The 25735-nt window shown below is 60.3% G+C and carries 40 protein-coding genes and 1 tRNA gene; 6 read left to right on the top strand and 35 right to left on the bottom strand.

Going from position 1 to position 25735, the window contains the following annotated elements; all coding sequences use genetic code 11:
- The first annotated feature begins 25 nt into the window (after positions 1-25).
- The 4 genes from lon to FUT88_RS13655 all read left to right on the top strand — a co-directional run bounded on the left by lon (position 26) and on the right by FUT88_RS13655 (position 4310).
- Positions 26-2440 (top strand): endopeptidase La, encoded by a 2415-nt coding sequence (gene lon, locus FUT88_RS13670; protein ID WP_147215862.1) that lies wholly within the window; start codon positions 26-28, stop codon positions 2438-2440.
- A 103-nt stretch (positions 2441-2543) separates the two neighbouring features.
- The gene (locus FUT88_RS13665) at positions 2544-2870 is read left to right on the top strand and encodes an HU family DNA-binding protein (RefSeq protein ID WP_410003880.1); all 327 of its coding nucleotides are present in this window, start codon (positions 2544-2546) and stop codon (positions 2868-2870) included.
- A gap of 67 nt (positions 2871-2937) precedes the next feature.
- Positions 2938-3013, top strand: a tRNA-Val gene (locus FUT88_RS13660).
- Positions 3014-3182: 169 nt separating this feature from the next.
- Complete coding sequence (locus tag FUT88_RS13655; protein ID WP_147215858.1) at positions 3183-4310, top strand: site-specific integrase; 1128 nt, start codon at positions 3183-3185, stop codon at positions 4308-4310.
- 3 nt (positions 4311-4313) lie between these two features.
- Here FUT88_RS13655 and FUT88_RS13650 read toward each other — a convergent pair whose 3' ends face one another.
- From FUT88_RS13650 to FUT88_RS13500, 35 genes are all read right to left on the bottom strand, one after another.
- A complete protein-coding gene (locus FUT88_RS13650; protein WP_147215855.1) occupies positions 4314-4529 on the bottom strand; it encodes a helix-turn-helix domain-containing protein in 216 nt (71 codons plus the stop codon).
- Positions 4526-5107: a hypothetical protein gene (locus tag FUT88_RS13645; RefSeq protein WP_147215853.1), complete on the bottom strand. Its 582-nt coding sequence runs from the start codon at positions 5105-5107 to the stop codon at positions 4526-4528. The genes FUT88_RS13650 and FUT88_RS13645 overlap by 4 nt, the downstream gene beginning before the upstream one ends.
- Positions 5108-5118: 11 nt before the next feature.
- Positions 5119-5319, bottom strand: a complete 201-nt coding sequence (locus tag FUT88_RS13640; protein ID WP_147215851.1) for a hypothetical protein — start codon at positions 5317-5319, stop codon at positions 5119-5121.
- A gap of 2 nt (positions 5320-5321) precedes the next feature.
- Positions 5322-5834, bottom strand: a complete 513-nt coding sequence (locus FUT88_RS13635; protein WP_147215849.1) for a hypothetical protein — start codon at positions 5832-5834, stop codon at positions 5322-5324.
- A 198-nt stretch (positions 5835-6032) separates the two neighbouring features.
- A complete protein-coding gene (locus tag FUT88_RS26225) occupies positions 6033-6194 on the bottom strand; it encodes a hypothetical protein (RefSeq protein ID WP_186829309.1) in 162 nt (53 codons plus the stop codon).
- 12 nt (positions 6195-6206) lie between these two features.
- Complete coding sequence (locus tag FUT88_RS13630) at positions 6207-6974, bottom strand: lambda exonuclease family protein (protein ID WP_147215848.1); 768 nt, start codon at positions 6972-6974, stop codon at positions 6207-6209.
- A 2-nt stretch (positions 6975-6976) separates the two neighbouring features.
- Positions 6977-7873: a hypothetical protein gene (locus tag FUT88_RS13625; RefSeq protein WP_147215847.1), complete on the bottom strand. Its 897-nt coding sequence runs from the start codon at positions 7871-7873 to the stop codon at positions 6977-6979.
- A complete protein-coding gene (locus FUT88_RS13620; RefSeq protein WP_147215846.1) occupies positions 7870-8256 on the bottom strand; it encodes a hypothetical protein in 387 nt (128 codons plus the stop codon). Before FUT88_RS13620 ends, FUT88_RS13625 begins: the two co-directional genes overlap by 4 nt.
- A gap of 1356 nt (positions 8257-9612) precedes the next feature.
- Entirely contained in the window at positions 9613-12123 is a 2511-nt protein-coding gene (locus FUT88_RS13615; RefSeq protein WP_147215845.1) for a DNA methyltransferase, read from the bottom strand.
- 91 nt (positions 12124-12214) lie between these two features.
- Positions 12215-12400 (bottom strand): hypothetical protein, encoded by a 186-nt coding sequence (locus FUT88_RS13610; protein WP_147215844.1) that lies wholly within the window; start codon positions 12398-12400, stop codon positions 12215-12217.
- Entirely contained in the window at positions 12397-12837 is a 441-nt protein-coding gene (locus tag FUT88_RS13605; RefSeq protein ID WP_147215843.1) for a hypothetical protein, read from the bottom strand. Before FUT88_RS13605 ends, FUT88_RS13610 begins: the two co-directional genes overlap by 4 nt.
- A gap of 2 nt (positions 12838-12839) precedes the next feature.
- Positions 12840-13952 (bottom strand): hypothetical protein, encoded by a 1113-nt coding sequence (locus FUT88_RS13600; RefSeq protein WP_147215842.1) that lies wholly within the window; start codon positions 13950-13952, stop codon positions 12840-12842.
- A complete protein-coding gene (locus FUT88_RS13595) occupies positions 13946-15124 on the bottom strand; it encodes an RNA-directed DNA polymerase (RefSeq protein ID WP_147215907.1) in 1179 nt (392 codons plus the stop codon). The genes FUT88_RS13600 and FUT88_RS13595 overlap by 7 nt, the downstream gene beginning before the upstream one ends.
- Positions 15125-15324: 200 nt before the next feature.
- Positions 15325-15699 carry a four helix bundle protein gene (locus tag FUT88_RS13590; protein ID WP_147215841.1) on the bottom strand — a complete coding sequence of 125 codons (375 nt, stop codon included), beginning with the start codon at positions 15697-15699 and terminating at the stop codon, positions 15325-15327.
- A gap of 9 nt (positions 15700-15708) precedes the next feature.
- Positions 15709-16299, bottom strand: coding sequence for a DUF1566 domain-containing protein (locus FUT88_RS13585; protein ID WP_222614266.1), 591 nt, complete (start codon positions 16297-16299; stop codon positions 15709-15711).
- A gap of 52 nt (positions 16300-16351) precedes the next feature.
- Positions 16352-16960, bottom strand: a complete 609-nt coding sequence (locus FUT88_RS13580; protein WP_147215840.1) for a DUF1566 domain-containing protein — start codon at positions 16958-16960, stop codon at positions 16352-16354.
- A 96-nt stretch (positions 16961-17056) separates the two neighbouring features.
- Complete coding sequence (locus FUT88_RS13575; protein WP_147215839.1) at positions 17057-17581, bottom strand: hypothetical protein; 525 nt, start codon at positions 17579-17581, stop codon at positions 17057-17059.
- Positions 17578-17778: a hypothetical protein gene (locus FUT88_RS13570; protein ID WP_147215838.1), complete on the bottom strand. Its 201-nt coding sequence runs from the start codon at positions 17776-17778 to the stop codon at positions 17578-17580. Before FUT88_RS13570 ends, FUT88_RS13575 begins: the two co-directional genes overlap by 4 nt.
- A complete protein-coding gene (locus FUT88_RS13565) occupies positions 17778-18056 on the bottom strand; it encodes a Ref family recombination enhancement nuclease (RefSeq protein WP_147215837.1) in 279 nt (92 codons plus the stop codon). Before FUT88_RS13565 ends, FUT88_RS13570 begins: the two co-directional genes overlap by 1 nt.
- The gene (locus FUT88_RS26220) at positions 18053-18229 is read right to left on the bottom strand and encodes a hypothetical protein (RefSeq protein ID WP_186829308.1); all 177 of its coding nucleotides are present in this window, start codon (positions 18227-18229) and stop codon (positions 18053-18055) included. The genes FUT88_RS13565 and FUT88_RS26220 overlap by 4 nt, the downstream gene beginning before the upstream one ends.
- Positions 18226-18570 carry a hypothetical protein gene (locus FUT88_RS13560; RefSeq protein WP_147215836.1) on the bottom strand — a complete coding sequence of 115 codons (345 nt, stop codon included), beginning with the start codon at positions 18568-18570 and terminating at the stop codon, positions 18226-18228. The genes FUT88_RS26220 and FUT88_RS13560 overlap by 4 nt, the downstream gene beginning before the upstream one ends.
- A complete protein-coding gene (locus FUT88_RS13555) occupies positions 18567-18773 on the bottom strand; it encodes a hypothetical protein (protein ID WP_147215835.1) in 207 nt (68 codons plus the stop codon). The genes FUT88_RS13560 and FUT88_RS13555 overlap by 4 nt, the downstream gene beginning before the upstream one ends.
- Positions 18770-18958, bottom strand: coding sequence for a hypothetical protein (locus FUT88_RS13550; protein ID WP_147215834.1), 189 nt, complete (start codon positions 18956-18958; stop codon positions 18770-18772). The genes FUT88_RS13555 and FUT88_RS13550 overlap by 4 nt, the downstream gene beginning before the upstream one ends.
- Positions 18955-19293 carry a DUF1064 domain-containing protein gene (locus FUT88_RS13545; RefSeq protein WP_186829307.1) on the bottom strand — a complete coding sequence of 113 codons (339 nt, stop codon included), beginning with the start codon at positions 19291-19293 and terminating at the stop codon, positions 18955-18957. The genes FUT88_RS13550 and FUT88_RS13545 overlap by 4 nt, the downstream gene beginning before the upstream one ends.
- On the bottom strand, positions 19290-19439 hold the full coding sequence (locus FUT88_RS26215; protein ID WP_186829306.1) for a hypothetical protein: 150 nt from the start codon (positions 19437-19439) through the stop codon (positions 19290-19292). Before FUT88_RS26215 ends, FUT88_RS13545 begins: the two co-directional genes overlap by 4 nt.
- The gene (locus FUT88_RS13540) at positions 19436-19660 is read right to left on the bottom strand and encodes a hypothetical protein (protein WP_147215832.1); all 225 of its coding nucleotides are present in this window, start codon (positions 19658-19660) and stop codon (positions 19436-19438) included. The genes FUT88_RS26215 and FUT88_RS13540 overlap by 4 nt, the downstream gene beginning before the upstream one ends.
- The gene (locus FUT88_RS13535) at positions 19657-19872 is read right to left on the bottom strand and encodes a hypothetical protein (protein WP_147215831.1); all 216 of its coding nucleotides are present in this window, start codon (positions 19870-19872) and stop codon (positions 19657-19659) included. Before FUT88_RS13535 ends, FUT88_RS13540 begins: the two co-directional genes overlap by 4 nt.
- Positions 19844-20395 (bottom strand): dATP/dGTP diphosphohydrolase domain-containing protein, encoded by a 552-nt coding sequence (locus FUT88_RS13530; protein WP_147215830.1) that lies wholly within the window; start codon positions 20393-20395, stop codon positions 19844-19846. Before FUT88_RS13530 ends, FUT88_RS13535 begins: the two co-directional genes overlap by 29 nt.
- A complete protein-coding gene (locus FUT88_RS13525; protein ID WP_147215828.1) occupies positions 20392-21117 on the bottom strand; it encodes a metallophosphoesterase in 726 nt (241 codons plus the stop codon). The genes FUT88_RS13530 and FUT88_RS13525 overlap by 4 nt, the downstream gene beginning before the upstream one ends.
- Before the next feature lies 1 nt (position 21118).
- On the bottom strand, positions 21119-21445 hold the full coding sequence (locus FUT88_RS13520; protein ID WP_147215826.1) for a hypothetical protein: 327 nt from the start codon (positions 21443-21445) through the stop codon (positions 21119-21121).
- Complete coding sequence (locus FUT88_RS13515; protein ID WP_147215825.1) at positions 21442-21789, bottom strand: hypothetical protein; 348 nt, start codon at positions 21787-21789, stop codon at positions 21442-21444. Before FUT88_RS13515 ends, FUT88_RS13520 begins: the two co-directional genes overlap by 4 nt.
- Positions 21790-21887: 98 nt before the next feature.
- The gene (locus FUT88_RS26210) at positions 21888-22055 is read right to left on the bottom strand and encodes a hypothetical protein (protein ID WP_186829305.1); all 168 of its coding nucleotides are present in this window, start codon (positions 22053-22055) and stop codon (positions 21888-21890) included.
- Positions 22056-22126: 71 nt separating this feature from the next.
- Positions 22127-22909 (bottom strand): replicative helicase loader/inhibitor, encoded by a 783-nt coding sequence (locus tag FUT88_RS13510; protein WP_147215823.1) that lies wholly within the window; start codon positions 22907-22909, stop codon positions 22127-22129.
- Positions 22902-23780 carry a conserved phage C-terminal domain-containing protein gene (locus FUT88_RS13505; protein WP_147215821.1) on the bottom strand — a complete coding sequence of 293 codons (879 nt, stop codon included), beginning with the start codon at positions 23778-23780 and terminating at the stop codon, positions 22902-22904. The genes FUT88_RS13510 and FUT88_RS13505 overlap by 8 nt, the downstream gene beginning before the upstream one ends.
- A 179-nt stretch (positions 23781-23959) precedes the next feature.
- The gene (locus FUT88_RS13500; protein WP_147215819.1) at positions 23960-24214 is read right to left on the bottom strand and encodes a hypothetical protein; all 255 of its coding nucleotides are present in this window, start codon (positions 24212-24214) and stop codon (positions 23960-23962) included.
- Between the two features lie 24 nt (positions 24215-24238).
- Between FUT88_RS13500 and FUT88_RS13495 the strand changes: the two genes are divergently transcribed.
- Positions 24239-24778 (top strand): hypothetical protein, encoded by a 540-nt coding sequence (locus FUT88_RS13495; RefSeq protein WP_147215817.1) that lies wholly within the window; start codon positions 24239-24241, stop codon positions 24776-24778.
- Complete coding sequence (locus FUT88_RS13490) at positions 24759-24992, top strand: hypothetical protein (RefSeq protein ID WP_261797152.1); 234 nt, start codon at positions 24759-24761, stop codon at positions 24990-24992. The genes FUT88_RS13495 and FUT88_RS13490 overlap by 20 nt, the downstream gene beginning before the upstream one ends.
- Positions 24993-25735 lie beyond the last annotated feature (743 nt).

The following is a 25735-nucleotide window of genomic DNA, read 5'->3' as shown; positions in this document are numbered from 1 at the left end:
CTTACATGACTTTCTGGGGAAAATAATGTCCGGAACCCAACTTTTACCCGCTGAGCAGATTCGCCTGCCGCTGTTGCCGCTGCGTGACGTGGTGGTGTTTCCGCACATGGTGATTCCGCTGTTCGTGGGGCGCCCCAAATCCATCAAGGCGCTGGAAGCCGCGATGGAGGCGGGCAAGAGCATCATGCTCGTGGCGCAAAAGACCGCCGCCAAGGACGAGCCGACCGACAAGGATCTGTACGAGGTGGGCTGTATCGCCAACATTCTGCAGATGCTGAAGCTGCCGGACGGCACCGTGAAGGTGCTGGTCGAGGGCACGCAGCGCGCCAACATCCTCTCCGTCACCGACGACGAATCGCACTTCTTCTGCGAAGCCGTGCCCGTCGGCCCGGAACCCACTGAATCGGCCGAGACCGAGGCGCTGCGTCGCGCCATCGTGTCGCAGTTCGACCAGTACGTGAAGCTGAACAAGAAGATCCCCCCTGAGATCCTGACTTCCTTGTCGGGCATCGACGAGCCGGGTCGTCTGGCTGACACCATCGCCGCGCATCTGCCGATCAAGCTCGAGCAGAAGCAGAAGATTCTTGAGATGTTCAACGTGACCGAACGTCTGGAGAGCCTGCTTTCGCAGCTTGAAGGTGAGATCGACATCCTGCAGGTGGAAAAGCGCATCCGTGGCCGCGTCAAGCGCCAGATGGAGAAGAGCCAGCGCGAGTACTACCTGAACGAGCAGGTCAAGGCCATCCAGAAGGAACTGGGCGAAGGCGAGGAAGGCGCCGATCTCGAAGAGCTGGACAAGAAGATCAAGGCCGCCCGCATGCCCAAGGAGGCCAAGAAGAAGGCCGAGTCCGAGTTCAAGAAACTCAAGCTGATGTCGCCGATGTCGGCCGAAGCAACGGTCGTGCGCAACTACATCGACACGTTGGTGGGGTTGCCGTGGCGCAAGAAGAGCAAGGTCAACAACGACCTGTCGAATGCCGAGCAGGTTTTGGATCAGGACCACTACGGCCTGGAGAAGGTCAAGGAACGCATTCTTGAGTACCTCGCAGTGCAACAGCGCGTGGACAAGCTGAAGGCGCCGATCCTGTGCCTCGTGGGGCCGCCGGGTGTCGGTAAGACCTCGCTTGGGCAGTCGGTGGCGCGCGCAACGAACCGCAAGTTCGTGCGCATGGCGCTGGGCGGCGTGCGTGACGAGGCCGAGATTCGCGGTCACCGCCGTACGTACATCGGGTCGATGCCGGGCAAGATCCTGCAGAGCCTGACGAAGGTCGGCGTGCGCAATCCGCTCTTCCTGCTGGACGAGATCGACAAGATGGGTGCGGACTTCCGCGGTGACCCATCGTCTGCGCTGCTCGAAGTGCTGGACCCGGAACAGAACCACACGTTCCAGGACCACTACATCGAGGTGGACTTCGATCTGTCGGACGTGATGTTCGTGGCGACGTCGAATTCGCTGAACATCCCGGCGCCGTTGCTGGACCGGATGGAAGTGATTCGCCTGTCGGGCTACACGGAAGACGAGAAGGTCAACATCGCCCGTCGCTACTTGCTGCCCAAGCAGATCAAGAACAATGGTCTGAAGGAAGGCGAGATCGAGGTGACCGAAGCCGCCCTGCGCGACATCATCCGCTATTACACGCGGGAAGCTGGTGTGCGTTCGCTGGAGCGTGAGGTCTCGAAGATCTGCCGCAAGGTGGTCAAGCAGTTGCTGCTGAAGAAAGAAGCCGGCACGTCCGTGAAGGTCGATTCGGAGAACCTGGACAAATTCCTCGGCGTGCGTCGCTTCGACTTTGGTCTGGCCGGCAAGGAAGATCAGGTGGGCCAGGTGACCGGTTTGGCATGGACGGAAGTGGGCGGCGATCTGCTGACCATCGAAGCCGCGCTGATGCCGGGCAAGGGCAACATCACCCGCACCGGTTCGTTGGGCGACGTGATGAAGGAGTCGGTCGAGGCTGCGCGCTCGGTGGTGCGTTCGCGTTCGGCGCGCCTGGGTATCAAGGATGAGATGTTCGAGAAGCGTGACATCCACATCCACGTGCCCGAAGGTGCGACGCCCAAGGACGGCCCGTCGGCAGGTATTGCAATGACGACGGCGCTGGTGTCGGTGCTGACCGGGATTCCGGTGCGCGCTGATGTGGCGATGACCGGCGAAATCACCCTGCGCGGCGAAGTACTGCCGATCGGTGGCTTGAAGGAAAAGCTGCTGGCGGCACACCGCGGTGGCATCAAGCTGGCGCTGATTCCGGAAGAGAACGTCAAGGATCTGGCGGACATTCCGGACAACGTGAAGAACAGCATCGAGATTCAGCCGGTGCGCTGGATCGACAAGGTGCTGGAACTCGCGCTGGTGCGCAAGCCGGAGCCGTTGCCGGAAGAGGAAGCCAAGCCTGCGCCCGCCCAGGGCGACGACGGCAAGTCGCAGGAAATGGTGCATCACTGACACCGTCGCCTCCCAAGGCTGAAGAAGGGCCCGACATGTTCGGGCCCTTTTTCTTTGCGCAGGCTGCGACCTGTGGCATGCAGTTCTTCGCCTTGACACGTCGATTGACGGCCACTTTAATGAATCCACACTAGCGGGTGTTCGGGGAGGTGGCACGATGAACAAAACAGATCTCATCGACCATGTGGCGACGCAGACGGACATGTCGAAAGCCGCGGCAGGGCGCGCCATCGATGCGCTCATCGACGGCATCAAGGATGCGTTGCGCGAAGGTGGGTCGGTCACGCTCGTCGGTTTCGGAACGTTTCTGGTCGGCAAGCGATCTTCGCGTAATGGGCGCAATCCCCGCACGGGTGCGGCCATCACAATCGAAGGCGGTAAAGTTGCTAAATTCAAACCTGGTAAAGCGCTAAAAGATGCGCTAAACTAGCGGGCTTTGGTGCTCGTGGGTGACAACACGGGCGCCGGACAGCCCGGCTCACGCCGGCAGTACGAACGGGTGCTTAGCTCAGTTGGTAGAGCAGCGCCCTTACAAGGCGCGGGTCGGGAGTTCGAGCCTCTCAGCACCCACCATCGTTCGTTCAATAGAATCAAGGGCTTAGAGCAATCTAGGCCCTTTTTTCTTGCCTGTCGCACCTACTTTCAAAGGAGCCAAAAGGAGCCCATACCCGCCAAAAGTAGACGCTTACCAGCTATACTATTTCTGTGCAGGGCGTAGATTCGCCCAAGGGGAGAGTGGCGGGTGGCAGGCAAGAAGCGGTTCCCAAACGGGACGGTGCAGTACATCTTCAAGAAGGCGGGGGTGCTTGATAAGCCCCTCTACTTGACCTTCAAAGACGAGGCAGAAGGCGATGCGTATGCGGCGCAGTTAGAAGAGCTGCTGTCGCGCGGCATTGTTCCGGCGCAGCACCAGCCGCAGTCAAACATTGTGCGGCTTGACCAATTGGTGCGCGCGTACGAACTAGACGCGCATCCAAGCCCCAAAGATCAGGGGGCATTGAACGCCTGCCTCAAGAAGTGGGGCGACACGCTTCTTCCTGTGATCAGCGCGAAGTGGGTGGACCAGATCATCGATGAGATGAAACGCGTGGAGAAATTGGCGCCTGCCTCGATCCGTGCACGCATCGGCGCCTTAGCTCGGGCCGCCGACTGGGGAATGCGGAAAGGGCACGTTACGCTGCCAGACCATCCGTTCCGCACACTGCCAGACGGTTATGCCCAGTACAGCAAGGCGGATGTATCAGCCGCTGGCGTCAAGCGCCAGGATATTGAGCGGGACCGACGCTTGGAGCCAGGGGAATACGAGCGCATTCTAGCCGTGATCGACGGCGGTGTTTTGGCGCGCAAGCAACGGCCGTTGACGATCGAATACCCAAGGGCCCACCGAACACTGTTCATCCTCGCGGTGGAGTCGGCGATGCGCCTATCGGAGATGTACACACTATCTGTCGGTCAAGTGGATTTGCCGAAGAAAACCGTGTTCTTAGAAAAAACCAAGAACGGCGACAAGCGCCAGGTTCCGCTTTCAAGCGTAGCGCTGGCCCTGATGCGTGAGCATTTGGATGAGAGGGAAATACCCGCCGCGCACCCGCAGGATCTGGTGTTCCCGTGGTGGAATGGGGATCGATCTACTAAGGCACGGGCGGACGTATCGGGCTACCTCTCGAAGCGATTCATCGACATTTTCACACAGGCGAAGTGCGAGGGCTTGAAATTCCACGACCTGCGCCACGAAGCGGTAAGCCGTTTGTTCGAGCGGACCACGCTGTCTGAAAGCCAGATCATGAAAATCAGCGGTCACAAGAGCCACCGCATGATGATGCGGTACGCGAACCTTAGAGGGTCGGACCTTGCGGTAGCTCTCTGGTAAATGTCAGGCGCTCATGCGCCGCGCGACCAGCCTCTTGCTTGTCTGCTCCATGATTTGCCTCTCAACGTAGGCCATCACATCCCGCGTCAACATGACCCAGGAACGGCCCACCTTGGCAGCGGGAATTGTGCCTGCGCGGATCATGTCTTCGACGGTCTTGGGGTGGACGCGCATGATCTCGGCCGCGCCCAGCACGCCGACGGTATCGGCAGTTCTCATGCCGCACCCCCAATCCAAGCCGCGGCCTCGTCGCGCCGGATCAACTTGCCTCCCTTCTCGCAGTCTCGCAGGCGCTTCTTGGCGTCACGCCGTGCTAGGGCTTCAGGATTCTGCTTGAATCGTTGATAGCGGCGTTTGTTGATCTCCTTCTTCGTCAGCGGCTGCGGGCGCGGCGCATCCTTCCCGGCGCCCAGCGTCCACAGTTTGGCCCGGTAGCCAGTCGGGCCGCGCTCGGCGTAGCCCGCGATATGAATGTCGGCCGGGTGATGTTGCCGCAGTTCTTCGTAGACGTGCTGGCGCGTGACGCCCGTGCGCTTGGAAATCTCGATCGGCGTAAGCGGCTCGCCTGCTTCCAGTACTTGCCGGATCAACCGCCACGACGGCGAATTACCGGAAGTGCACCCGCTTCCGCGTGGCGCCAGTTTGAGCTTGCCGGCGCGCTGCACAATGCCGCGCTCGCTTCGGCCCGGCAGTAGATCCAGCCACATGCGGATCGGTCGGCCATTCGTCCACTGTTCCCGGAGCGTCTTGTCTTCGGCTGCGCTCCACTTGAGCCGGCTTGATCTCATCTCGCTCATGATTCCCCCGATCAGCGGCCCCACGTGCCGCGCTTATCCACCGCGTGCCCGATGTGGTAGCCACCACAGAACGAACAGCGGTACACGTTCATGAATCCCTGATAACCCTTCGCGCGGTTCAGATTCCGCCGTCCTTGGCCTGCCGCTTCGGCCGTCTCGTAGCGGATCTTTCCCTCGCACGATCGGCGGCGGATTCTTCGCTTGGATGCCATGGCTATTCCTCCATCGCCTCGGCGACGGCCGCCTTGATGGCCGCCCGGGTGGCGTCGCTTCCCACATGCAGCCCGCGCTCGTAGCAAGCCGCCGGCGGCAGCCCATCGAAGAACTCGGCAGATGGCACCGCGCTCTGCGCCTCCACCTGAAGAGCCGCCAGAATCCGCTCGCGTTCAGCGGCGCGCTTCGCCGTGATTTCGCTGATCGAATCGGCGAGCTGGTCGGCCATCGGGGCCAGCGTGACGGCGATGTCCGCGCGCACAAATTCGACGTCTCCCGGCGCGCCCTTGACCCTGATCCCTTTGCGGCCCAGGTAAAGCCGCTCGGGCGTCGAATCGTCGTCCGGCGTCTCGATGGACTGGTTCAGGCACTGAGCAATCCAGCGCGCGGCGGCATGCTTTTCCTCGTCCGTCGCAAAGCCCGTCAATCCCAGTTTCACGTCCGGGTAGAGCTGCGCGTGAACCACGTCGCCGTTTTCGTCCGCCAACCAGTGGCCGCTCTCAAGGCTTTCCATGGCTAGTGGCCGCAGGGCGGCGCTTCTCCGGACTTGGTTTTGGCGCCGCGGGAAACGCAGGTCAGCGTTTGTTGAGGAAGAATCTGCGGGACTCGTCGTCCCTCATATGCAGCCAGAAATGCGCTGGCGAGGCCCGGGCTGATCTGCGGCGCTTCGGTGCGGTCTTTGTTTTGTGGTTGCATTGCGGATAACCTGTTATCAGTGCGGGTAAATGAAAGCGGCAGTCAGAAGGGCGATCACCACGCCATAGGCAGCGCCGGCGCCGATGTTCTTGGCGTCATCGCCGATCAGCCATCCATCAAACCAGCGGGATTTGTGGTGGACCGGGTTCTGGTACTGCAGGCGTCTTCTGAAGTCCATGGCTGATCCCGGTTAGGCGGCTTGCTGGCGCAGCATCTTTTCGTACTGGGCGACGAGACAGGCGAACTCCCAAAGTTCTGCCTCCATCTTTTCGATGTAGTTGTCGTCGCGCTTGAACTCCTGATACCAAAACTGCTTTCCGACCGACTCGAGCGCCGGGCAGTAAAGGCAGTTGTGCCACCATCCCCGGCCGGAAATCCACATGCCGCCCATGGATTGGTCGTGCACTTCGGAGATGTCGCCATCGATGTAGATTGAGCGCAGCTTGTCGGGGGCTAGGAAGCACTTGTATTCGCTGCCACCATCGTCCCCAATCAAGCCATCCACGCTGACTCCAAACAGGCCGTCATCCGTTTTCATGAAGCCGCAGCGCTGCACGAACAGGCCGGTACGGGCCTCATGCTCCATGCGCGCCTCGGGCTCCAGTTCGTGGCCGCGTTTCATTTGCCACGTCTCAAAACCCTCGTCCAGAGGTTCTCCGCTGATCCGCTCAATCGCGAGGCGGAAAGCGTAATCCTTGGCGGCGTCGGAATAGTCGCCAACCTTCTCGCCGTTGAGGGCGCGCGTGATGATGTCCGACCGCGGCATTGTCTTGTACCCGGCGGCCTCCGCAGCGGCCTTCTCGGGCGTGCCGGCAAGGCGGAGATTGACGAACTGCTGTTGCCTATCATCCAGGCAGTTCACCTTCTTGCGGGCCGTGCTGAACATGCTGGCGGTAATCACGCCTGCACGGGCGCGGTGCCATTCTGGGCTTCCTTGAGCGCATTCGATGACGATCACTTTTACCTCCCTTCGGCGGCAATCTGGCGTTGAAAATCGGCTTGCAGTTCGCCGTCATCGGAGCCAGACTCACGTTTTGGTGGCTCGTTATCTTTTGCTGGAAGCGCCTTGCTTTTCTCGGCCATCGCCGCCTTGAAAGCGTCGGACGCCCCGACATCCTTTGCCGCGTTGATCTCCTTCACGCCGCGCTTCCACAGCGCGTCGAATTGCTCGCGCGTCGTCACTGCATTGGCTTCGCCGACGAGCTTCACGCCGAGTGCGCTCAGGACAGGGGCGCCCGGCTCATCGTCATGTCGGTACTCTTCCGGCAGGTCTTCAATGTCCTGCGTGAAGATGTCGGACGCGCCGGTCACGTTGAGCGTCATGGCGATCTTGGCGCGCTTGCAGGCCATCTTCAGGATGGTGTTTGCCTGATCGGCAGACTCAGTGCGAATCTGCTGCTGCTTCTCGATCTTGTTGTTCCATTTCTGGAACTTCATGCGGCGCATGGTTTCTGGCGTCAGCTCGTATTCTTCGGCGCAGATGGCGCGGCGCCATTTGTACTTCTCTTCGTGCGAAGAGCATTCGCCCATGCCTTCGCCCAGCACAACCCCCGTCACCTGGTGGACGCCGATGCAGCGCACGCGGTAGCGGGCCATGCCGTCGACCGTCAAGTCTTCCACCTCGTACTTGTCGGCGATGCGGAACGTGACGCACAAAACCTCGGCGCCCGGCTTGTAGAGCGATGGCTTTTTCGTGCCCGGGATCACGCCGTAGTGCGTTTCGCTCTTCATGATGGAGCGCATCACCTCTTGAACGAGGTTCACGCGCTGGCGGATCTCGACGGCGGAATATTGGTTTGTTTCCCTCGCCACAATCCCGGCGCTCTCGCGCGGCGGCATTTCAATGACTTCGTTCATGCTGCAACCTCCACAGCAGCCCATTCGTGGCGGCAGAGCCAGTTCAGGGCCGTCTCTTGTTCGACCATGTAGTGCACTGCGATGATGGAAACCAGCTCGCTCGGCGCCGGGCCGTTGAGCTCGAATTGCACGCGCTCACGGCGGGCTTGCTCGGCTTCTGCCGCGGCCTTTTCATCGGCGGCGCGCTGGGCTTCTGCGCGGGCGGCGGCTTCTTCGGCTTCCCGTTTGGCTTGCTCTGCGGCCTCGGCCGCTTCGCGGGCTTCCCGTTCCTTGCGTTCCTGCTCGGCGCGTGCGGCGTTGAGTTCATCTTGCTGGCGCTGCAGTTCTGCGCGCTGTGCGGCCAGTTCGGCCTCTTGCGCTTCGGCTTGGCGGCGGCGGGGCATCGACCTGGGCAATCTCGGTCATCTTCTTCTCCGTGGTTTGGTTGAGAACATGTAATCAAGATAGCAGAGAGATAACAAGTTATCAAGCGGAGAAAGAAAAAAGCGCCTCGGTTTGAGGCGCTTTGTTTTGCCGGTTCATCCGGCGGAGGCCGTATGGCCCCGTTCTGGGCTATCAAAGCCGCTTGCGAAGTATGTAGGTAAGGGCTCGTCATGTCTGCATACCTAGCCGTACTCCATTTGCAGGGGCCTATCGGCGTGGTCTATTCGGCATGGCATCCGCGCCCGAAGGCTCCGCCATCGCCACGTTATCCCCACTGGAGCCCACAGCAGGGGAAGGATCAAGAGGAAAAGGACTGCCAACAGAATCACGTCGTCACTCCTATGTGTTGGTGCTGGTGACGGGCTCCAGCGTCCGCCCTATCTTGCGGCCGGTTTGTCTGAGGGGCCGGAAGTGAATTCCCGTCTTGGGGCGTGGCACTGACTCCCCGCTTGCACGGCATAGCCGCACGTACCACCTATCAGCACATCGCGCATCCCCGTCATGCAGGCCCGTCGCCCAACATTTCCGGGAGTTAGCTTCGCTTGCGATCCTGCTGCGCATCACCACTGCGCATTCCCTCAAGTGAGCGCCCTATGCACCGATCGCCAAGTCGGGTACATCACAGGGAGGCTATGCCCGCCAACCCTGCAACCGGAGTCACCACCGGTTCGCTCGTTGCGTTTTTGAATGAGAGTGCGCTACCACTCTTGTCGCCTCGGATTTGCCAAGGCCGCGCCCACTGGATCGTAGGGCGCTCACTTGAGGATGCCGGTCTTTCCCGGCCGTCAGCAGGTATATGGCCCCTACGCATCGCGCTCTGACTCTTATCGTTGGTGCTCGCATCCAGACGCTGCCCATTCACTCGCGCGGCAGACTCGCTAGGCTGTCTTTCCAGCCCGTCACATACGATCTCGCTCGTCTGCCTTCCGCGTCCGTCCGTGGACATTTATGGGGACCGTCTTGGACGAAGAGGTCATCCAGTCCCGGTAAGGGCACTCGTTGAATGCGCTTACCGGGAGGCCGTCTCTCCGGCCTGTCACACCGACGATAGGCGCAGCCGAAGCCGTTCCGTCGTCAACCGCCGTCTCGCAACTGGTGTTGTCGCTTGCATTACAGGGGCGGTCCCCGCTGCGCCTAAGCTGACTCGACGCAGAATGCTGGTTTAGAGACAGTAGGTTGTCAGCCCAGCAGCAGAACTTTGAATTCTTGACCCGACTCGCACGGGCCTCGGCATGTAGAGCCGCCGTGGCTTCGGTATCTACGATGAATACATGTTATCAACTGGGGCGGCATTGTTCAAGGGGAATTTGCGCGGGTTAGGCGGCTTGCTCCAGGTCGAACAGCGACGGCATGCTGTACTCGCGCTCGGCGGCCTTCAAGTAATGAACCTGATCCATGAAATAGGTCGGATTCAACTCCGATCCGCCTCCGCGGCGTCCTTTCAAGATGGCCCGATACGGAACAGTGCCAAGGCCGCAGAAGGGATCGTAGACCAGCTCGTCCTTGTTGCTGTATCGCTCGATCAACCGGTCCACAATGTCGAACTGCAGCGGGCAAACATGCTTTTCCACGGCCCGGCGCGCTTGTTCGCCGTTGAGGGTCAGCATGCGCGTCACATCGTGCCAGATGTTCGGGTCGTGCGAGCCCGGCGCGAGGCTCATGAACGTTGAGGGCAGGGCGCCGCGCGCTTGCAGTTCCTCGCCGATCTTGACGTGGAATTCGTAATCGTAGACGTTCTCCAAGCTGTACTTGGTGAACAGGCTGGCCAGCTTGTCCGGGCCCAACGCTGCCAGTTCTTCGGCGGTCAGAAGGCGTTCGCCGCTTGAACGCCAGAACGCATGCGCGTCGATCTGCCAGCGCGCCAGGCTGTATTCATCTTTGGACTTGCGGATCGGCGTGTCAGCGTAGCCCTTGGATCGATCTGTCTGCGGTTTATGAAACAGCAGGATGTACTCCGGCGAGCCAACGGACATCTTGGAGCCATCTTTGCACATTTCGGTATAGCCGAGGCGGTATGTCTGGTTGTTCTCGCGCACGACATCGGTGTTCACCGTGATCATCCCGCAGTAGTCGAAGCCATGCTTCATGCCGTGAAACAGTGCTTCGGCATGAAAGGGGCTCACGGTAGGGATGCCGGCGCCGGTCACATTGCCGAACAGAATGCGGTCCTTCACGTGACAAGCGTAGATGCGTCCAGGCTTCAGGATGCGCAGCAGTTGGGGCGTCAGGTAGTCCATCTGCGCCCAAAAGTGGGCATTGTCCTCGGTGTGGCCGAAGTCGTTGTAGGAGGGCGAATATTCGTAATGGTTGGCAAACGGGATCGACGTGACAATCAGGTCGACGTGGTTCTCTGGCAGCAATCTCGCCTCTTCCACGCAGTCATTGTTCGCAACCGTGAAGCGCTCGCTGGAAACCTCAATGCGCTTGACGCCGATCGAGCGCGCAAGCGTCTCCTGCATGGCGAGCTGATTCAGCCCGTACTCTTTGATGATGGTTGTCATCTTGGCCTGCATTTCCTCGTGTTGTGCCCACTTGGCGAGCAACGTGCGCAAGACTTCGCGCTCGGCCTCGCTGTGGACAATATCGATCCGCACCTTGTGGGGCTGCCCGAAGCGCTGCACCCGATGGATCGCCTGAATGAAGTCGTTGAACTTGAATCCGATGCCGGCAAAGATCTCGCGGTGACAATGGCGCTGGAAGTTGCAGCCACTGCCGGCGATGATCGGCTTTGTGGACAGCACCCTGTGTTTGCCGTCGCCAAAGTCAATGATTCGCTGCTCGCGCTCTTCCAGTTGCTGAGTACCCCACACGCTGACTGCTTCAGGGATCGCGCTTTGGATGGCATGCCGCTCGTCCTCAAGGTCGTGCCAGACGATGAAATGGTCGTCCGGCGCTTCGGCTACCAGTTCACGGACCTTTTCGACGCGCGCCGGCATGCTGTCGCGCTTCTCGGCGCTGGCGGCGCTTAGGCTCAACGCTGGATCGGTGAACATCAGAGCTTGGCCATCGCGCTCATGGCCAGCCTTGGCGTAGTCGCTCGGGATTTCGTGATAGCGCACGTCCAGATCGGGCAGTACATAGCCCTCGTCGCTATGGCCAAGATCGCTCGGCCGCTGGATGAAGACGGCCCAGCTCGCAACCCACAGCCAGAACTCCTGTTCCTTGTGCGGGTAGAGCGTCAGGTTGCCGGCCTTTTCGCTGTCGCGTTGGAAGAAGCGCGTCAGTGCCTGTCCTGTGTCCATTACGCCTAGGTAGCCGGCATAATGGATCAGCTCTTTGTACCGGTTAGGGCTCGGCGTAGCCGTGTTGACCAGCTTGAACTCCACTGACTCAAAGGCCGGCAAGAACTCCTGATATGTCTTGCTGCCGTAGCTACGCAAGACGCTTGCCTCGTCCAGATTCGTCGCGCGGAACAAGCCGGGAGTAATCTTGCCCTCGCGCACGCTTTCGTAGTTCGTCAGGTAGATGGTGCGCTCGTCACCGATTTCGCTGTCGCTGCGTATGAAACGCAGATTCAGCGCGTACTCGCCGCGGAAGTGCTCGGCCGCCTGCAGGATGAACTCTTGGCGCACACCAAGCGGGCACACATTGAGGCGCAGGCCTGGCCGGCGGTTGCCAATGAGCCGGAACCACTCCAACGCCGTCACGGTCTTGTGCAGGCCAAACGATGCAAAGACAGCGCGGTTCCCGCCTTTGGCGGCCCAGCGAACGATGTCCTTGGTGTGCGGCTTGAGTTTGGGATTCAACTCTTCCGGGTCAACGTCGAACCCATCAAAACGCGCCATCTTGATCTTGGCGCGCAGAAACTCTTCATAGCGGTCATTCATTCCGCCTCTCTCCTGTTTTTCGTTTCACCCCAAGACCACATAGCGCGCCACAAGACGCATAGCCCGATGTAGGCTGCGAGTAGGGGGTTCATCAGTAGTCCTCGCACATTGCTTGCAGGTCGGTCCAAGCCACGGCCGCGCCGTTCAGCAGCCAGATTGCAGTGCCGCCCTTGCTGACCGTGCACGACACGTCGCGGTCGCCGAGGGTGGCGAATGCGGGCTTGCCGGGGCTTGCGTTGGCGCGGCGGAATAGCTGTTGGAGTTGGGCTTGGATCATGCGGCCTCCCGCTTCTTCGCCGCCGCAATCTCCCCATCGATGTACGCATCCACCACAGCCTTACCGCTGTAGAGCACGCTCGATGGGATGTCGTGGGCCGGGTCTACCCACCAGCGATAGCGCGCGGCGTCGTCTTCCGATGCAACGATTTCGGGATGCGCCTCAAGCGTGTCGGCATCCGGATCGGTGAGCTTGTTGCGCGGGTCCAGCAGCACGGTCATTCCAAAAATCACGCGGAACAGGCTGCCCTTGTCCGCTGCGTCAAGCAACTTGTTGAGCGCGACCTTGCACTGGTCAGGATCGTCGCGGTCAAACCACTTGATGCCGTCGTCCTCGGCGTCGGGCTCGGAGGGCATGTATCCCTTGGCTAGTTCTTCTACGAGAATGCGCGACACGTCGAGCGCCGCCTTCAGGTCATCATCGGATGCGCGGGCCATTTTCATTTGTGGGCCTCCTGCTCGTGAGTGGGCGCAGCGGCATACATCGCCGACCATGCGTGTGCCGCTATGCCATACCCGGTCAACGGAATTTTCTTGGCCGCAACTACTGCTTCGGCGCCTCGGTCAAGCATGGGGTCAGTGGGCTCCTTTGGGACCAGCTTGCATCCATCTGGCAAGCCAGTGGGTTGGCTGGGCTGTGCAGCCCACTTGCACGCCGTCTTCATGAATGCTGCGAGCTGATCCGCGCGCTCAGGCTGAGCGGGATACCGGTCGCGCGTTTTCTTTGCATCCGCCTGCACGACTTCCGCCAGATGTAGGAACATGCCCAGTTGTTGGCTGCGCTCATACGCCCGCGGCTCGGCCTGCTGCTGGGCGGCTTCCGCTTCTGTACGCCCTTCGTCATCGTTAAAGGGGCCTGTTTCGCCACGTTCAATACGGCACGCATCGCACTGACAGTTGCGCGTAGAGCAGTCATACACGGGCTTTGCCTCGCTCACAGTCGCGGCGCTGGCGCCGGATAGCACGGCATTCGCGCGATCAACCATGCGCACGCCCCACGAATGGCCGGCGGGATCGGACTGCTTCGCCCAATTCGACATGACGCGCATGGCGTCCCGCGCTTCAAACAGGCCCTTGCGCAGTTCTTCGATGCGAGCATCCGGCGATGCAGTCGCGTCGCTGGCGAGGATGGATTCGAGCAAAGCAATGCGAGACGTGAAATATGAGCCGCTATTCAAAGAGATTTGGCGCACGCATCGAATTGCTACGGTCAGTGCATCCCGCTCTTCCTCACTCAGCCCCGGCGACGAAGCTTCGCGGCAGGTGTCTGGCGCTTCGTGCTCAAGTTCATCAGCAAACTTCTGCGCATACGTCACCACATTGCGCCAGTTCTCATAGCACGCTGCGTGTTCCGGGTACTTCTCGTTTGTCTTCGCTTGATCTGCCGCTTTGCCGCGCAGCCAAGCCACCGCAAGGCGATGCCACGCGACGGGTCGAACATCGGCCTGTGCGGCATCGGTCTGCTCCACCTCCCGCACAAACGCGCGCACGTTCTCGGTGATCGTTACGCCGTGCTTTTCGGCTAACGAGCATAGAACCCCATAGGTCAGCATTGCTTTTCCCCTTTGCGATATGCCTTGGTAAGTTGTCGATTGACGGCATGGCCGCGCGAGCGCACGGCATTGGCGAGCTGGGCGCGGTCGTGGTGACTGGCCGATGCCTGGCGCAGCAGGCCGAAATAAGAGTTGGCCAGAACGTGCACGTCAGCGGCCGGCGCAGCGCCAACTCGGCGCAGTCCTTCATTCAGCGTTCGCTTTCGTGTCGCCCGATTCCATGGCTTGATGACGTGGCCGACGAAATCGACGCCACGATCGATCGGCTGCAGGATGGTCTTGCGCGGGTTGATGCGCACGCTGAGGCGATCCAGTAAGAATGCCGTCACGTCGGCGAGAATCTCGTTCAGACGCGCCGGCGACTCATCCAAGAAAAGGAAATCGTCCACGTACCGGATGTAGTACTTCGCCTTCAGCTGGTGCTTGGCGCGCTGGTCAAGAACATCCAGATAGACGTTGGCGAAGAACTGCGACGAAAGGTTGCCGATCGGCAGGCCCAGGTGCGCCGACTGTTCCATCAGGCGCTTGTGCGGCGGCACCTTCTCCAGCAGCTTGGGATCGCCGCGGAACTCGAAGTCGGAGCGAGGATCGTGCATCAACACCAGCTCGGTGAGCCACGCCCAGAACGGCTCCGGAATCTTGGCGAGCAACAGCTCGCGCAGGATCTGCTTGTCGATTGAAACGAAGAAGTTAGAGAGATCGCACTTCAGGTAGTGAGCCGGCCGGGACCAGTTCCGCGTGATCGAGCGGATCATCAATTCCAGGCTCTCGGCGGCGCGAAGCGTGCCACGCCCCTTGATGCAGGCATACGAGTCCGCGATGAACGCATCCTCGAACCGCGCGCCGATGTGGTTGTACAGCAGGTGGTGGACAATGCGGTCACGGAAGTCTGCCGCCCACACCTCACGCGGCTTCGGTCGCGTGACCACAAAGCAGATGGAGCGGCCTGGCCGATACGATCCATCCAACAGATCGCCGTACAGGCACCCGAGGTTGTGCTCCAGATCCTGCTCGAACTCCAGCGCGTTGCGCGTGTTGCGCTTCGTGCGCCGGCAGTCGAAATAGGCCCGTACGAGCGCCTCGAAAGAAAGGAGGCCCTCTGCATCGCACTGATATTCGGACGAGGCGGACACGACCTTCGTTGTTCTTGTTCGCGTTGTTCTGGTTGCCATCATTGAAGTTCTGGTTCCAGGCGTTGTTGGCCGAGTACTGCGTCGTATCGCGCTATCTACGTCACCGCACCGAAGGCGTCAGCCGATCAGTGCAGCAACTGCGCCAGACCTTTCCGCACACCGGCAGCCGGTTTCTGTTGTGCGCATGGCGGTGCCCTTGTGGAGCAGCGGCGCGACCAGATCAATAATTCGCACAGGCATCACGGCCATGACCGTGGTGCAGCGGGCGACGATGCAGATTGTTGTTTCCGCCAGCCACCTACCTGCTTGCCGACCATATCAGTGCGCTGAATCGCTGCCGCGTACGGCTTCGTCGTGATCATCTTCATGTCGTGCGCGAGGCGCAGGAGCAGGTTGATCACTTCGATCCGTTCCAGCAGATCGGTCAGATACGGCACCTTGTTGGTGGTGGAGTTCGCGCGGAAGATCAGGACGACGATGTCCATCGCTTCCTTGGTGAGCGGACCCCCGACCAGCTGCTTCACATCGCGCGGCATGTTGCGCACCGCGCTCAGGATGACGCCCAGCAAGTCGTACGCGACCTTGTAGACGGGTAGGTCTTTGGCGGCTGCCATGGTTAATAGTTAAAACTTAAAGTTCGACCTGCGGACGAGGCGGACACGACCTCCGTTGCTCTTGTACGCGGTGAGCTGGCCGCCAACAGTGAAGTACTGGGACCAGGCGTAGTCGGCCGAGGACTGGGTCGACGTCCAATACCAAGCCTTCTCGAACTTCTCGGGGATGGTTGACGCGCACAGCGAGATCTGCCGTTTGGCGGGCAGGAAGAAGTCGCTGTGACCGTCTTTCGTGTAACCGGTGGCGAATTGCGCGGCCGGATGCGCGTGCTTGCTCTCGATGAGCGCTCGCGTGTTTGCATAGCCGTCGAGATCGCTCTTGGCACCGGGTTCGTCCTGACCGTAGGCGCCCCATTCGGCTGGGCCGAAGTCATCGACCGACGCGATCAGGGGATACTGGCCACCGTTACCGTCCGGCATGAGTCCGGCGAAGATGCCGCCTTCGCCGGCCCAGTACTCTCCGAGTGCGGGCGGCATGTTGATGCGCGGCAGACTCTGGTCGGAAGTTGCCTTGAGAACCTTGTCGAGCCACGCGCGCGCAGCTTCGTTCTCGGGCACCACGAGCTTTCCGCCGTGGAAGGGAATAGTGATTTCGCTCATCTGATCCTCTTGATCGTGATCGGTTGGTCTGGGCCGTCGAAAGGATGAAGGGTTAAAGCTTGATGCTGCGGACGAGGCGGACACGACCTTCGAGGTCCTTGCTCGCGTAGTGCTGGCTGCCACCATTGAAGGTCTGGCTCCAGGCGTCGTCGGCCGAGTACTGCGTGCTCGACCAGTACCAGTCAGCAGCAAAGGCCTCGGTGCCGCCGACGCGGAACAGCTCGACCGTGGTCTGGCCGGGCAGGTGAATCGTGTACGGGTAGCCCGGGGGCAGGCTGCTCGGGTTGTCACCGTTGCGGCACACCCAGTTCTCCTGGGTGGTCGGCTTGAAGTGCCGGTACTGGAGTTCGAGTTGATCGCGCGCAGGGATGGCCCAGTCATCGAAGCCAGCAATGCGCTGCTCGAGTGCCCACTGGGCGATCTCGCTGCCGGCCTCGGCCATGCCCTTCGTGTTCGCCAAGCCGTCGAAGAAGCTGTCGGCGCCCTTGATCTCGGTGTAATCCAGGAGCCAGATGGCGGGCTTGTGCTCGCCGTCAGTCTTTGCGGCGGTGACTTGCGCATACACATCGCCACCGAAAGTGATCAGACCGCTATAGAAGCCGCCTTCCCACGGTGTTCCGATGATGGCCGGGACAGTAATGCCGTTCACAACTGCGTTCATGGTTCTCCCCTTCATGGGTTATTGACCTCAGGTTTTGTGGTGCGTGTGAGCACTCTAGCAAAGAGATAACATGTTCTCAAGAAGAATATCAAAAAATCAGCTTGAGCGGATCAGGCCCGACCCCGCGAAGTGTTCGTCGGCCATGTCAAAGAACCGGTTGCGCAGGGAGTCCATGGCCGTCTTGACCTTGGGCTCATAGCGCTGGATCGTCCGCTTGTGCACGCCGACCTTCTCAGCGATCCGCTCGCAGGACATGCAGCGCGACTGGCCGAGTTCGATCTGGCGGCGCATCAGCAGGAACCGCATGAGGCCGTTGACGATGCCCGTCTCGGTCGCCAGGTGCAGATCGAGCACGTAATTGCCGCCTTTGCGCTCATGCTCGGCCCATGAGTACGAGGCCCATGCGTACGCCTGGAGCAGTTCCGGCATGCCCTCGATGTAACGCCGTACCATCGCAGCTTGGCCGTGCTGATCCTGAACGCTCAGGGCACCGTCTGCGCTCTTGTTCGTGTCGCTGGCGCCGGCCATGGCTCTCTGTGCATCGGAGACCTTGCAGATCGGCTGCTCAACGATGGCGTAGGCCCAGCGGAGCAGGGCGTCGGTGTCGCGGAATACCCTCATTCTTCCCCCTCATATTTGCTGCATCGCTGACCGTGTTTGCGCGGCGAGCCGTCGCGGTTCTTGAGCGTGCAGACGTGGATGACCGTGCCGAACAGTTCTTTGCGTTCTTCGTGGGTGCAGCCGGTACAGCGAAAACCTTCCGCGCGGATCAGTTGTTCGAGCGGGTCGCGGTACGCCCAATGTGGAAGGGTGGCCATCAGGTATTCAGCGCCTCAATGGTCCACGCCAGCAGGTCGACTTCGTCGGCTTTCACCTGCTTGAGCGCCATACGGTTTCCGTGGATGCCCGACTTGCCCCTGTGGTGTTCCGGGCAGAGCGGCACGGCCAGCCAGTTCTCCGCGCGCTGGGCCATCCCCTGACCCTCGCGCACGTGGTGGATTTCGGCGGGTGTGGCGCCGTAGCCCAATCGGTCGCAAAGGATGCAGCCCAGCGAGGCGACGCGGCCCAGATAGTCCTTCTCGGCATTCGTCGTCATGTCAAAAACTCCACCGCCCATCGGCCAAAGCGATAGACGCGCCGAAAGCCGATGCGCTCGGCGAACAGGCGAGGCCGGTCCTTCTCAATCGACACGCCGAAGCCGCGCACGCGGAAGAACATCCCGAGGCGGCACGTGTAGAGATAGGTGTCTGCGCTGATGAGGATTCTCATACGTTCCTTGCCTCCGCTCTCCGTGTGGCTTCGATCGTTCTCCAGGCTTCGATCTTTGCTTCGGCGGCCACCATCAACCAGCGAAGCGCTTCTTCTTGCTCGGTTGCAGCCTGCAGGGCCGCAAGGATCTCGACATAGCCATCATCGGCGTATGCTTCGCGCTCTTGGATTGCTGCGGTCTTGTGCCCTCGCAGTTCGGCCGCGCGCATCAGGATCGCCTTCTTGCTCTTGCGGAAATTCTCCAGATAGACGCGCTTCGCTTTGGCTTGGGCGTAGGCGGTGGCGTTGTCTCTGATGAAGTCCAGCGCGCGGAATATGTTGATTTCACTTTCGTCGCTCATGCTTTCATCCCCGTGAAGATGCGGATGACTCGGCGGTGCAGCGGCGCGCGGGGTTCCCAAAGAGAGAGTCGGCTGCCGGTCTGGCAACGGCCACCATGCTTCACCTCGACATCGCAATACCAGCCTGTGCGGACGCAATGCCAGAAGCCGTAAATGAATCCGCGTCGGTGCGCGCAGGTGCTGCAGTTTTGTTCGTCACTCATGACCGGCTCACCGCATCGAAAATCTTCACGTACCCGCGCATCCAGTTGTCATGCAACGAGTTGCCGGGCTTATAGGGGCAGAAGGCGAAGCCGTAGGGCAGATAGGACGCGACGCGCCGGCCGACCTGAAAGGCTTGGGCGCCCTCGTCTTCGATTGAGGGGAGGGCGAGGGGTGGCGCGCTCACGTAACCTCCTTGATCGTTATCCCGTGGACGTGGATCATCAGCTTGAACTTCAGAACGTAGGCTGGCAGCTTCCGCGTTGCTTCGGATTTCACGTCCTCAACGACCTGTTTCCCGTTCAGGTCATAAACGAAGTCGGCGATGTATTTCACGGCGCGGATGGCCTTGCCGCTCGCGTCGCGCTGCGCCGGGATCAGGATGTATTCGACCTGTCTGCGCAGATTGCTGATCGACTTCTGGCGCTGCATCATCAGCAGTTCCAGGTAACGGGCATGCTCCCGCTTGGAATCGAAAGTCCCGGCTTCCGTGGTCACCTTGACATTGCGATACTTCCTCACGCGACATGCTCCTGAATCCACTCCAGCCCGCGCGCAACGCAGCTAAGCGCCCAGATCGCGCCGGCAAACGGCACTAGACACAAGGTAACGGCCGCGTAGATCAACGCGCCGATGAGGGCGGCAACGAAGGTTAGGGCGCGTTTCATGCGGCCTCCTGCGGTTCATTTGCGAGGCCGCGCCATTGACGCTCTTGATTCAGACACGCGAGGTCGTCACCCGCTTCAGGCTTTCTGTGGTGCCACTCTTTGCCGTCGAACCATTCAAGCCACGCACGAAAGCCACCTGTAACCTGAAGGTATTTGCGCTCATAGAGGCCCGGCCGCACTGGTTTCAGTTCGCCGGGGAACCACTCGGTTAGCTTGCTCACACTGCCTCCTTGATGCGATTGAACGTCCGGCGCAGCACGTACCCGCGCGCAATGGAGATGCCCGTGTAGATCAGCCCCATCACGAAGTTGTCGCGGATGCTGATGTGCATCCCGAAGAGCGGGAAGATCAGGAGATTGGCCGTGAAGTTCACGCCGTACCCAACACAGGTATTGGCCAGCGCCTCAACGAGGCTCAGTCGTTTTGATTGCATGCAGAGCCTCGGTGTGGATTGGCGGGTAGCCGTGTACCGCCGCATTGGAATCAGCGATCAGGCGCGCGTCGGTTTCGCGCGCGGCGTGTTCGGCCATGCCGTTGGTGTCGGCGATGGTGTAGTGATACGGGGCTTTGTCTGCGTGCCGGTCAAGAATCGCCGCAGCGGCAGTGTTTAGGCCCGAATAGAACGGTCCGGATGATGGCGCCCGATCGTCTGTGACTTTTCCCTGGATCATCGCGTCACGGAGAACAACGAGGGACGTGATCGCCTTCGTGATGTGCGACATGCCCGAATCCGGGTCGATGTTCTCGCCTTCCCACCAGGAAAACAGGTGGCGCAGTGTGGCGTCGTAGTAGACGGAAGCGCGAACGCCAACGGCTCTGTAATTGTGGCGCCCGTATTTGGCCGCCCCTTCAAGCATGGCGACGCCGACCTCGGCCATGACGACAGCGGAAACCGTGGACATGGGCGCCTTGCGGATGCCGACGCTGTCTTTCGGATTAGTTGGCTTCTCGCTCACTCCACTTCCTCCCAATCAAGGCGCACGCCAAGATCCACCGGCCGCAACGTGCTGAGATTCAAAATGGTGAAATCGCGCTCACGGAAGACTGCGCCCGTGTCGATGTAAAGCGTGTTTCCAAGGCTGGTGAATCGCTCGACCGGCGTGTGTCCCACGATGACGGCGCGGACGTCGCTCACTTCATCGGGGCGCAGGGCATTGATGCGATCGCGTGCCCATAAGGCTGTTTCGAGAATCGCCCGCTTGAGAGGCGAAGGAAGTTCGGGGGTCTCAAGGACTTCTACGAAGTCTCGCCAAGACGGGAATGGGCATTCCGCGTGGACGATGCCGACCAGACCGTTGGCCGTTTCGATGTCCAGCGCCAACGGTAGCGCCATGAAGTAGTCGGCAAACAACTGCTGCACGACACGCGGGTTGCCGACGTTCCAGCCGCCGCCGTTCTGCACGTAGTTGACCGTGTCCATGTTCCCGCGCGGGAATCGAATGGCCATGTCTTCGTGATTGCCGCGCACTGCGTGAAACCACGGTTTATCCAGCCACTCAAGCGCTAGGTCGGACTCCGGCCCACGGTCGACCAAATCGCCGACGCTGAACAGGCGATCACATTCCGGGTTGAAGCCGATGGTGTCGAGATGCAACTGCAGGCGGCTGAAACAGCCGTGAATGTCGCCGACGGCGAAATCTCGGCCGTTGAGGTTGCGCTGGAAGTGCTGGATTCTCATGTCACCGCCCCCAAGGCGCACCCTCAGCGACGCGCCAGTGCGAATGCAGGTATTCGGTGTAACCGGTCATGTCGCCGGTCGGTGTGCGGCGGACCATCTCGCGCTCAGACGCGCTCATGGCCCAGTAGACGCGGTGGCCGGCAGTGTTGCGGCCCGTGCGAAGCTGGAAGTTGTCGACGGCCTTGGCGCAGAGCTTTTCTAGGCGCTTGGCTGTCGTCTTGAAGATGTGGACGAGGTCGTCAATGGTGAACTGCTCGCCCGCGTAGAGGTTCAGCTCATGCACGAGCTGCACCATGCGGACGGCGCGCGGCTTCTCGGCTTCTCTCATGCGGCGATCCTCTCGAGTTCGATTTTGATTTGCGTGGTGCGGACCAGGCTGGCCGCGTACTCGACCGTCATGGCCAGCGTTTCGCTGCGAAGGGCGGCAAGGTCGCGGCGGACGGCGGCGCAATCTTCCAGCGTGAGCGGGCTCGCGTATTCGAGCTTCTTGGCGAACCTGCGCAGGTTGTCCAGCGGCATCGGCCGGCCGCTGCGCAGCTCGTGCGTGGCGTATGCCTCGACGATCCCTTCAATCGCGGGCGTGGTTGCGTACCAGTGCCCGTCGCCGGCGTCCTTGAACATCGGCATGCCCTTGCCGTCCGTCGTCACTTCGCCGGTCTGCTCGATTTGCAAGAGCACGGATTCCAGCGGATGAAAGACGGCCGATACTCGCCATGGTTGGGTGCGCAATCTCGGGCTGAAGCCTTTGCGCGGCTTTTGATTCCCTGCCATCAATTCCTCCCCTTGAGCCAGTTGCGCCGCGCTTCGGACTTCTCTGCGGGCAACGCCTCGAACTTGTTGCAGTCACGCGGCCACTTCACGTTGTTGAAGCGCCCCGCCATTGGCTCGAATGCGCAGTGACCAAAGCCCAAGCGCGCCTGTGCCTTCTCGGTCTTCATGTCGCAGTGCTTGCAATCGATGCATTCGACCATGGCGTGGTAACAGCGCGGATAACGTGTTATCAGTATAGTTAAAATGAAGCGGCGTGGGTAGGGTTTTTAGCAAAATCCGAGGCAGATTTTTTCTCGTGCTCGCGCGTCATTTCCTCGGCTTGCTGTTTTGCCGCCGCCGTGCGATCTCGATCTGCAGCAGACTCAGCTTCGCGCGCTCGTTGAAACTGTTCCCTTTTTGAGGTAAGCGTCGCCATCATGGCCTTCACCCTCGCGAGCCCTTCGGGGTAGACGTCTTGCGTCTTTGGCTTAGGCGGAGGAAGAAGGGCAGCGGCTTTCGGTGCCGGGAGAAAACCAGCAGCTACCGCTTGGTTCACAACACGCGCGCGCTTCTCGGCATCCCACCCAAGCGAAGCCTGCCATTCAACCGGCTTGCCGGCGGCCCGGGCCTCGGACACGATACGGTTGTAGACATCCTTGAACGCCATACGGGCTCCAACTTCGTCACCGCTTTCAAGAACCGTCTGGGCGATGCTGAACGCCGCCATGATCTCGGGCGTCGTGATGATGGTTTCCGACTCATCCATCCCGGTTAGCGCGCGCGCCCAAGCCTCATCGGCGCCAAGTCGGCCGTCGCCACCATTGGAGCCGCGCAGAAGGCCGAGCAATTGCCCAATGGTCGGCGGATACTTCGGCTCGGTCGCGATATAGCGCATGCATGCACCCCGAACGGCGGCCATGTCGAAGCCGGCCAGCATTTCCCACCACACTCGCAGGGTCGAGTTCATCGGCTGCTCGCGGTGATAGTTGTCGAACGTCGCGCGGATCACTTCCGCAAATTCCTTCCTGTCCTGCTCATGCATGGTCGCGCTCCATGTCGATCGTCATGCCGTCATCTGGCGGCCCGTCAAACGTTGCCAAAAATCCCTCAACGCTCCGGTCATCAACCGGGACGCCGGCCTTGAGCTGGCCGATGTACTGGGCGAACTTCGTGGCGTTGAAAAGTGTGTCGGGCCGCAGGTACTGCGCCATCTTCGCGTCCTTGGCCCACTGCTTGACCTTGAGGTCGATCACGGCGCGTATCTCCGCGGGCGTTGCGCCTTCCTTGAGGCGTGCGCGGATCAGCTTGATGTTCGAGGGCACCGGCCGATAGTCACGACCTGCGGCGGCATTCAGATGCGCAAGGATTTTTTCGGCCTCATCGTCCGGCTTGCCGGACAAGTGTTTTCCCTGTTCTTGCTCCTGTTCCTGCTCCTGCTCCTGTTCTTGGCTTGCAAGGGGCTTGCAAGGGGCTTGTTGCCCCCTATCGTGATGGCGGCATCTCTCCATGCAAAACGCCTCGCCGTATTTCTCAAAGAACGGCTTCAGGAAAGGGTTTCCGGGAAGAGAGTCATACTCATTCTGGACGCCCTTGATGCGCAGGTCTTTGCCGGTCAAGCGCTCTGCGATCTGGTACTGGGCCATCTCTGGCACCCAAACCATCTCTGAAGCCTCGTCGTAATGGCAGAAACCAACTTCGCAGCAACTAGCAAGGCCCTTCAAAGCCCCTTCTATGCCTAGTCCTGTCTCGTGTGCGATGTAGGCCGTGGGAACGTAGTAAAGCCCCAGCATGTTCGCGTGCGGGCTGGTCATCAGGTAGAGAGCGACGAGTTGAGCGTCAGCGCCGCGCTTTCTGAGGGCCTTCCCTGTTTCGCCGATCCAGAACTTGGGGCCGACCTTGCCATAGTCACGCATGGCGGACTCTCCCGGATCTGGGTTGTTTTTCCATATCAGTGCTCCATTGCCTCAACAGCCAATAGGCCGGGCGGCGCGGGCCAGGGCGAGCCCGCGCGACGGTGGCCACCGCCTGCCCGATTAACAGATGCTTACCGAGAACTTTGATAGCATGTTCTCATCGGTAAGAAATTTTTTTCCTACTGCTTCTGCGCCAGTTCCGGCATCTGGTCAGCCACCTTGAACTCGGCGCTGGAACCCTTGGATGCTTTCTCCAAGCGTCTCGCGAGCTTGATGCCGATGACGCCGCGATGACGCGACATGCGCAGCGTATTCATGGTGGCATCAGCCTTCTTGAGGATGCGGGTGCGTTCTGCCTTGCGCCGCTCACGCTCGCCGGGGGTGAGGTTCTTGCTGTTCAGGCACATCGCGTCAAGCCATTCGACCAGGTTCATGCGGTTCTCCCACAGGTTGTTTTGGTGAGAACACTTTATCACGATAAGCGGTTATCTCCATGGGAACATGTTGACAACGGCGCTATCACACCTAAAATCCGGGGCATGAACCGAAACGAGATACGCCAACTGAATCTGAACCTCCTGATAGATGAGGCGACGACCATCATGAAACTTGCGGCGCGCACCGGCGTGGGGCGCGTCTACATCACCCATTGCAAAAGCGGTTTTCGCAACATGGGAGATGACGTCGCTCATCGTCTTGAGGATGGGATGGATAAGCCGCGTGGTTGGATGGATATCCCGCACATTCCGGATGGGCACAAGATGGCCGCTGCGGACGTGCACACCCGTTTGCTTAAATTGCCACGGCCTGTAACGGATGTTGTTGCGGCACTCCTCCGGCTGATAGAGAATCCAGAAGGGGGGGATGATGTGTTGGGGCAAATCAGCCTGGCCAAGTCGCAGGCCGGCAAATCAAAAGGAAGGGTTGTTACCCTGAAGGACAATGACGCCAAGAGCAAAACAAGCGAACGTAATTCCCATGTTTCCAAGCGGCGCTAACGATTCGACGCCGGGGGACGAGCTGAGAGATATCGCTGACGCTTACGAAACCGGGGACGTGGAGGGGGTTCTCATCGCTTACGTGATGAAGGACGGAACAGTGAAGTACAAGACCATGGGCGCGCTGGCCGACCGAGAGAACCTAGGCAGCGCGGTCACCGTAGCAGGGGAGTTGCAACATCGGCTCCAACTGCGTTTTTTTTCGCCCAGTTGATAACCTGTTCTCAAAATGGTTGCATGTATGCGCCGAATCTGCTAGGATGTGTGTAAGTTAGCGAAGCATTCGCCGCAAAGAGAGCGTTCCCCGCCAGCCAGAGCCCGACATTGATCGGGCTCTAGTCGTTTTTGGCCCCGGCAAATCGAATTTACGCCCGCGCGCAAGGCGCTGGTATTGAAGAAAAGTAAGACCAGATAGAAAGAAAAACCCCGCTCGTCGGCGGGGTCGCTTTTTTGTTGTCTCGGCGCCGAACTTCCCCGTACCGCTACGCGACCCCCGCGCCGATCAAAGGGCCGCGCTCAAACTCTTCTGTTTGCGTCTCCAAGCGCCTGCACATGTTGGGCGCCGAACTCTGCTGGGTAGCTAGTCATCGCTGGAAACCTCCTTGCCGGGTGATCCGGCGTGATCTTTGATAACAGATTGGCTGTTAAGCGCGAATATAGATAAAGAGTTATCAAAAAGCAAACGCGGCGAACTTTTGTGTGGCGCAACAAACACACTGCCTCAGATTGAGGCTCCTGACACAACCCCGAAACTGCCGGCATGGCTGGTCGAACGCATCCTGCGCGGATGAACGGGTCGCGGGGTTCTGTCAGGGATACAACTTACCCACGAGATCGGCGCGGCTTGTCCGTCTGGTGCGTGGGCCCCTGAATCCTCACGCATGAGTCTTGGGCTTCCTCCTGTCGACGGCAACCGCCAGGAACAGGGGCTTGGTTCTGTTGCCGGGACCGCCGCGC

It is taken from the genome of Ralstonia sp. TCR112 (assembly GCF_007997035.1).
In the GTDB taxonomy this organism is placed as follows: Bacteria; Pseudomonadota; Gammaproteobacteria; order Burkholderiales; family Burkholderiaceae; genus Ralstonia; species Ralstonia edaphi.
The sequence above is the reverse complement of the archived record's forward strand: the minus strand, read 5'-3'. Positions and strand labels throughout refer to the sequence as shown.

Bases quoted from the DNA above. Each gene is read 5' to 3' on its own strand.
- lon (WP_147215862.1), top strand. From the start codon at position 26: ATGTCCGGAACCCAACTTTTACCCGCTGAGCAGATTCGCCTGCCGCTG.
- FUT88_RS13650 (WP_147215855.1), bottom strand. From the start codon at position 4,529: ATGAGAACTGCCGATACCGTCGGCGTGCTGGGCGCGGCCGAGATCATG.
- FUT88_RS13645 (WP_147215853.1), bottom strand. From the start codon at position 5,107: ATGAGCGAGATGAGATCAAGCCGGCTCAAGTGGAGCGCAGCCGAAGAC.
- FUT88_RS13640 (WP_147215851.1), bottom strand. From the start codon at position 5,319: ATGGCATCCAAGCGAAGAATCCGCCGCCGATCGTGCGAGGGAAAGATC.
- FUT88_RS13635 (WP_147215849.1), bottom strand. From the start codon at position 5,834: ATGGAAAGCCTTGAGAGCGGCCACTGGTTGGCGGACGAAAACGGCGAC.
- FUT88_RS26225 (WP_186829309.1), bottom strand. From the start codon at position 6,194: ATGGACTTCAGAAGACGCCTGCAGTACCAGAACCCGGTCCACCACAAA.
- FUT88_RS13625 (WP_147215847.1), bottom strand. From the start codon at position 7,873: ATGAACGAAGTCATTGAAATGCCGCCGCGCGAGAGCGCCGGGATTGTG.
- FUT88_RS13620 (WP_147215846.1), bottom strand. From the start codon at position 8,256: ATGCCCCGCCGCCGCCAAGCCGAAGCGCAAGAGGCCGAACTGGCCGCA.
- FUT88_RS13615 (WP_147215845.1), bottom strand. From the start codon at position 12,123: ATGAATGACCGCTATGAAGAGTTTCTGCGCGCCAAGATCAAGATGGCG.
- FUT88_RS13610 (WP_147215844.1), bottom strand. From the start codon at position 12,400: ATGATCCAAGCCCAACTCCAACAGCTATTCCGCCGCGCCAACGCAAGC.
- FUT88_RS13605 (WP_147215843.1), bottom strand. From the start codon at position 12,837: ATGGCCCGCGCATCCGATGATGACCTGAAGGCGGCGCTCGACGTGTCG.
- FUT88_RS13600 (WP_147215842.1), bottom strand. From the start codon at position 13,952: ATGCTGACCTATGGGGTTCTATGCTCGTTAGCCGAAAAGCACGGCGTA.
- FUT88_RS13595 (WP_147215907.1), bottom strand. From the start codon at position 15,124: ATGGCAACCAGAACAACGCGAACAAGAACAACGAAGGTCGTGTCCGCC.
- FUT88_RS13590 (WP_147215841.1), bottom strand. From the start codon at position 15,699: ATGGCAGCCGCCAAAGACCTACCCGTCTACAAGGTCGCGTACGACTTG.
- FUT88_RS13585 (WP_222614266.1), bottom strand. From the start codon at position 16,299: ATGAGCGAAATCACTATTCCCTTCCACGGCGGAAAGCTCGTGGTGCCC.
- FUT88_RS13580 (WP_147215840.1), bottom strand. From the start codon at position 16,960: ATGAACGCAGTTGTGAACGGCATTACTGTCCCGGCCATCATCGGAACA.
- FUT88_RS13575 (WP_147215839.1), bottom strand. From the start codon at position 17,581: ATGAGGGTATTCCGCGACACCGACGCCCTGCTCCGCTGGGCCTACGCC.
- FUT88_RS13570 (WP_147215838.1), bottom strand. From the start codon at position 17,778: ATGGCCACCCTTCCACATTGGGCGTACCGCGACCCGCTCGAACAACTG.
- FUT88_RS13565 (WP_147215837.1), bottom strand. From the start codon at position 18,056: ATGACGACGAATGCCGAGAAGGACTATCTGGGCCGCGTCGCCTCGCTG.
- FUT88_RS26220 (WP_186829308.1), bottom strand. From the start codon at position 18,229: ATGAGAATCCTCATCAGCGCAGACACCTATCTCTACACGTGCCGCCTC.
- FUT88_RS13560 (WP_147215836.1), bottom strand. From the start codon at position 18,570: ATGAGCGACGAAAGTGAAATCAACATATTCCGCGCGCTGGACTTCATC.
- FUT88_RS13555 (WP_147215835.1), bottom strand. From the start codon at position 18,773: ATGAGTGACGAACAAAACTGCAGCACCTGCGCGCACCGACGCGGATTC.
- FUT88_RS26215 (WP_186829306.1), bottom strand. From the start codon at position 19,439: ATGAAACGCGCCCTAACCTTCGTTGCCGCCCTCATCGGCGCGTTGATC.
- FUT88_RS13535 (WP_147215831.1), bottom strand. From the start codon at position 19,872: ATGCAATCAAAACGACTGAGCCTCGTTGAGGCGCTGGCCAATACCTGT.
- FUT88_RS13525 (WP_147215828.1), bottom strand. From the start codon at position 21,117: ATGAGAATCCAGCACTTCCAGCGCAACCTCAACGGCCGAGATTTCGCC.
- FUT88_RS13520 (WP_147215826.1), bottom strand. From the start codon at position 21,445: ATGAGAGAAGCCGAGAAGCCGCGCGCCGTCCGCATGGTGCAGCTCGTG.
- FUT88_RS26210 (WP_186829305.1), bottom strand. From the start codon at position 22,055: ATGAAGACCGAGAAGGCACAGGCGCGCTTGGGCTTTGGTCACTGCGCA.
- FUT88_RS13510 (WP_147215823.1), bottom strand. From the start codon at position 22,909: ATGCATGAGCAGGACAGGAAGGAATTTGCGGAAGTGATCCGCGCGACG.
- FUT88_RS13505 (WP_147215821.1), bottom strand. From the start codon at position 23,780: ATGCGTGACTATGGCAAGGTCGGCCCCAAGTTCTGGATCGGCGAAACA.
- FUT88_RS13500 (WP_147215819.1), bottom strand. From the start codon at position 24,214: ATGAACCTGGTCGAATGGCTTGACGCGATGTGCCTGAACAGCAAGAAC.
- FUT88_RS13490 (WP_261797152.1), top strand. From the start codon at position 24,759: ATGTTTCCAAGCGGCGCTAACGATTCGACGCCGGGGGACGAGCTGAGA.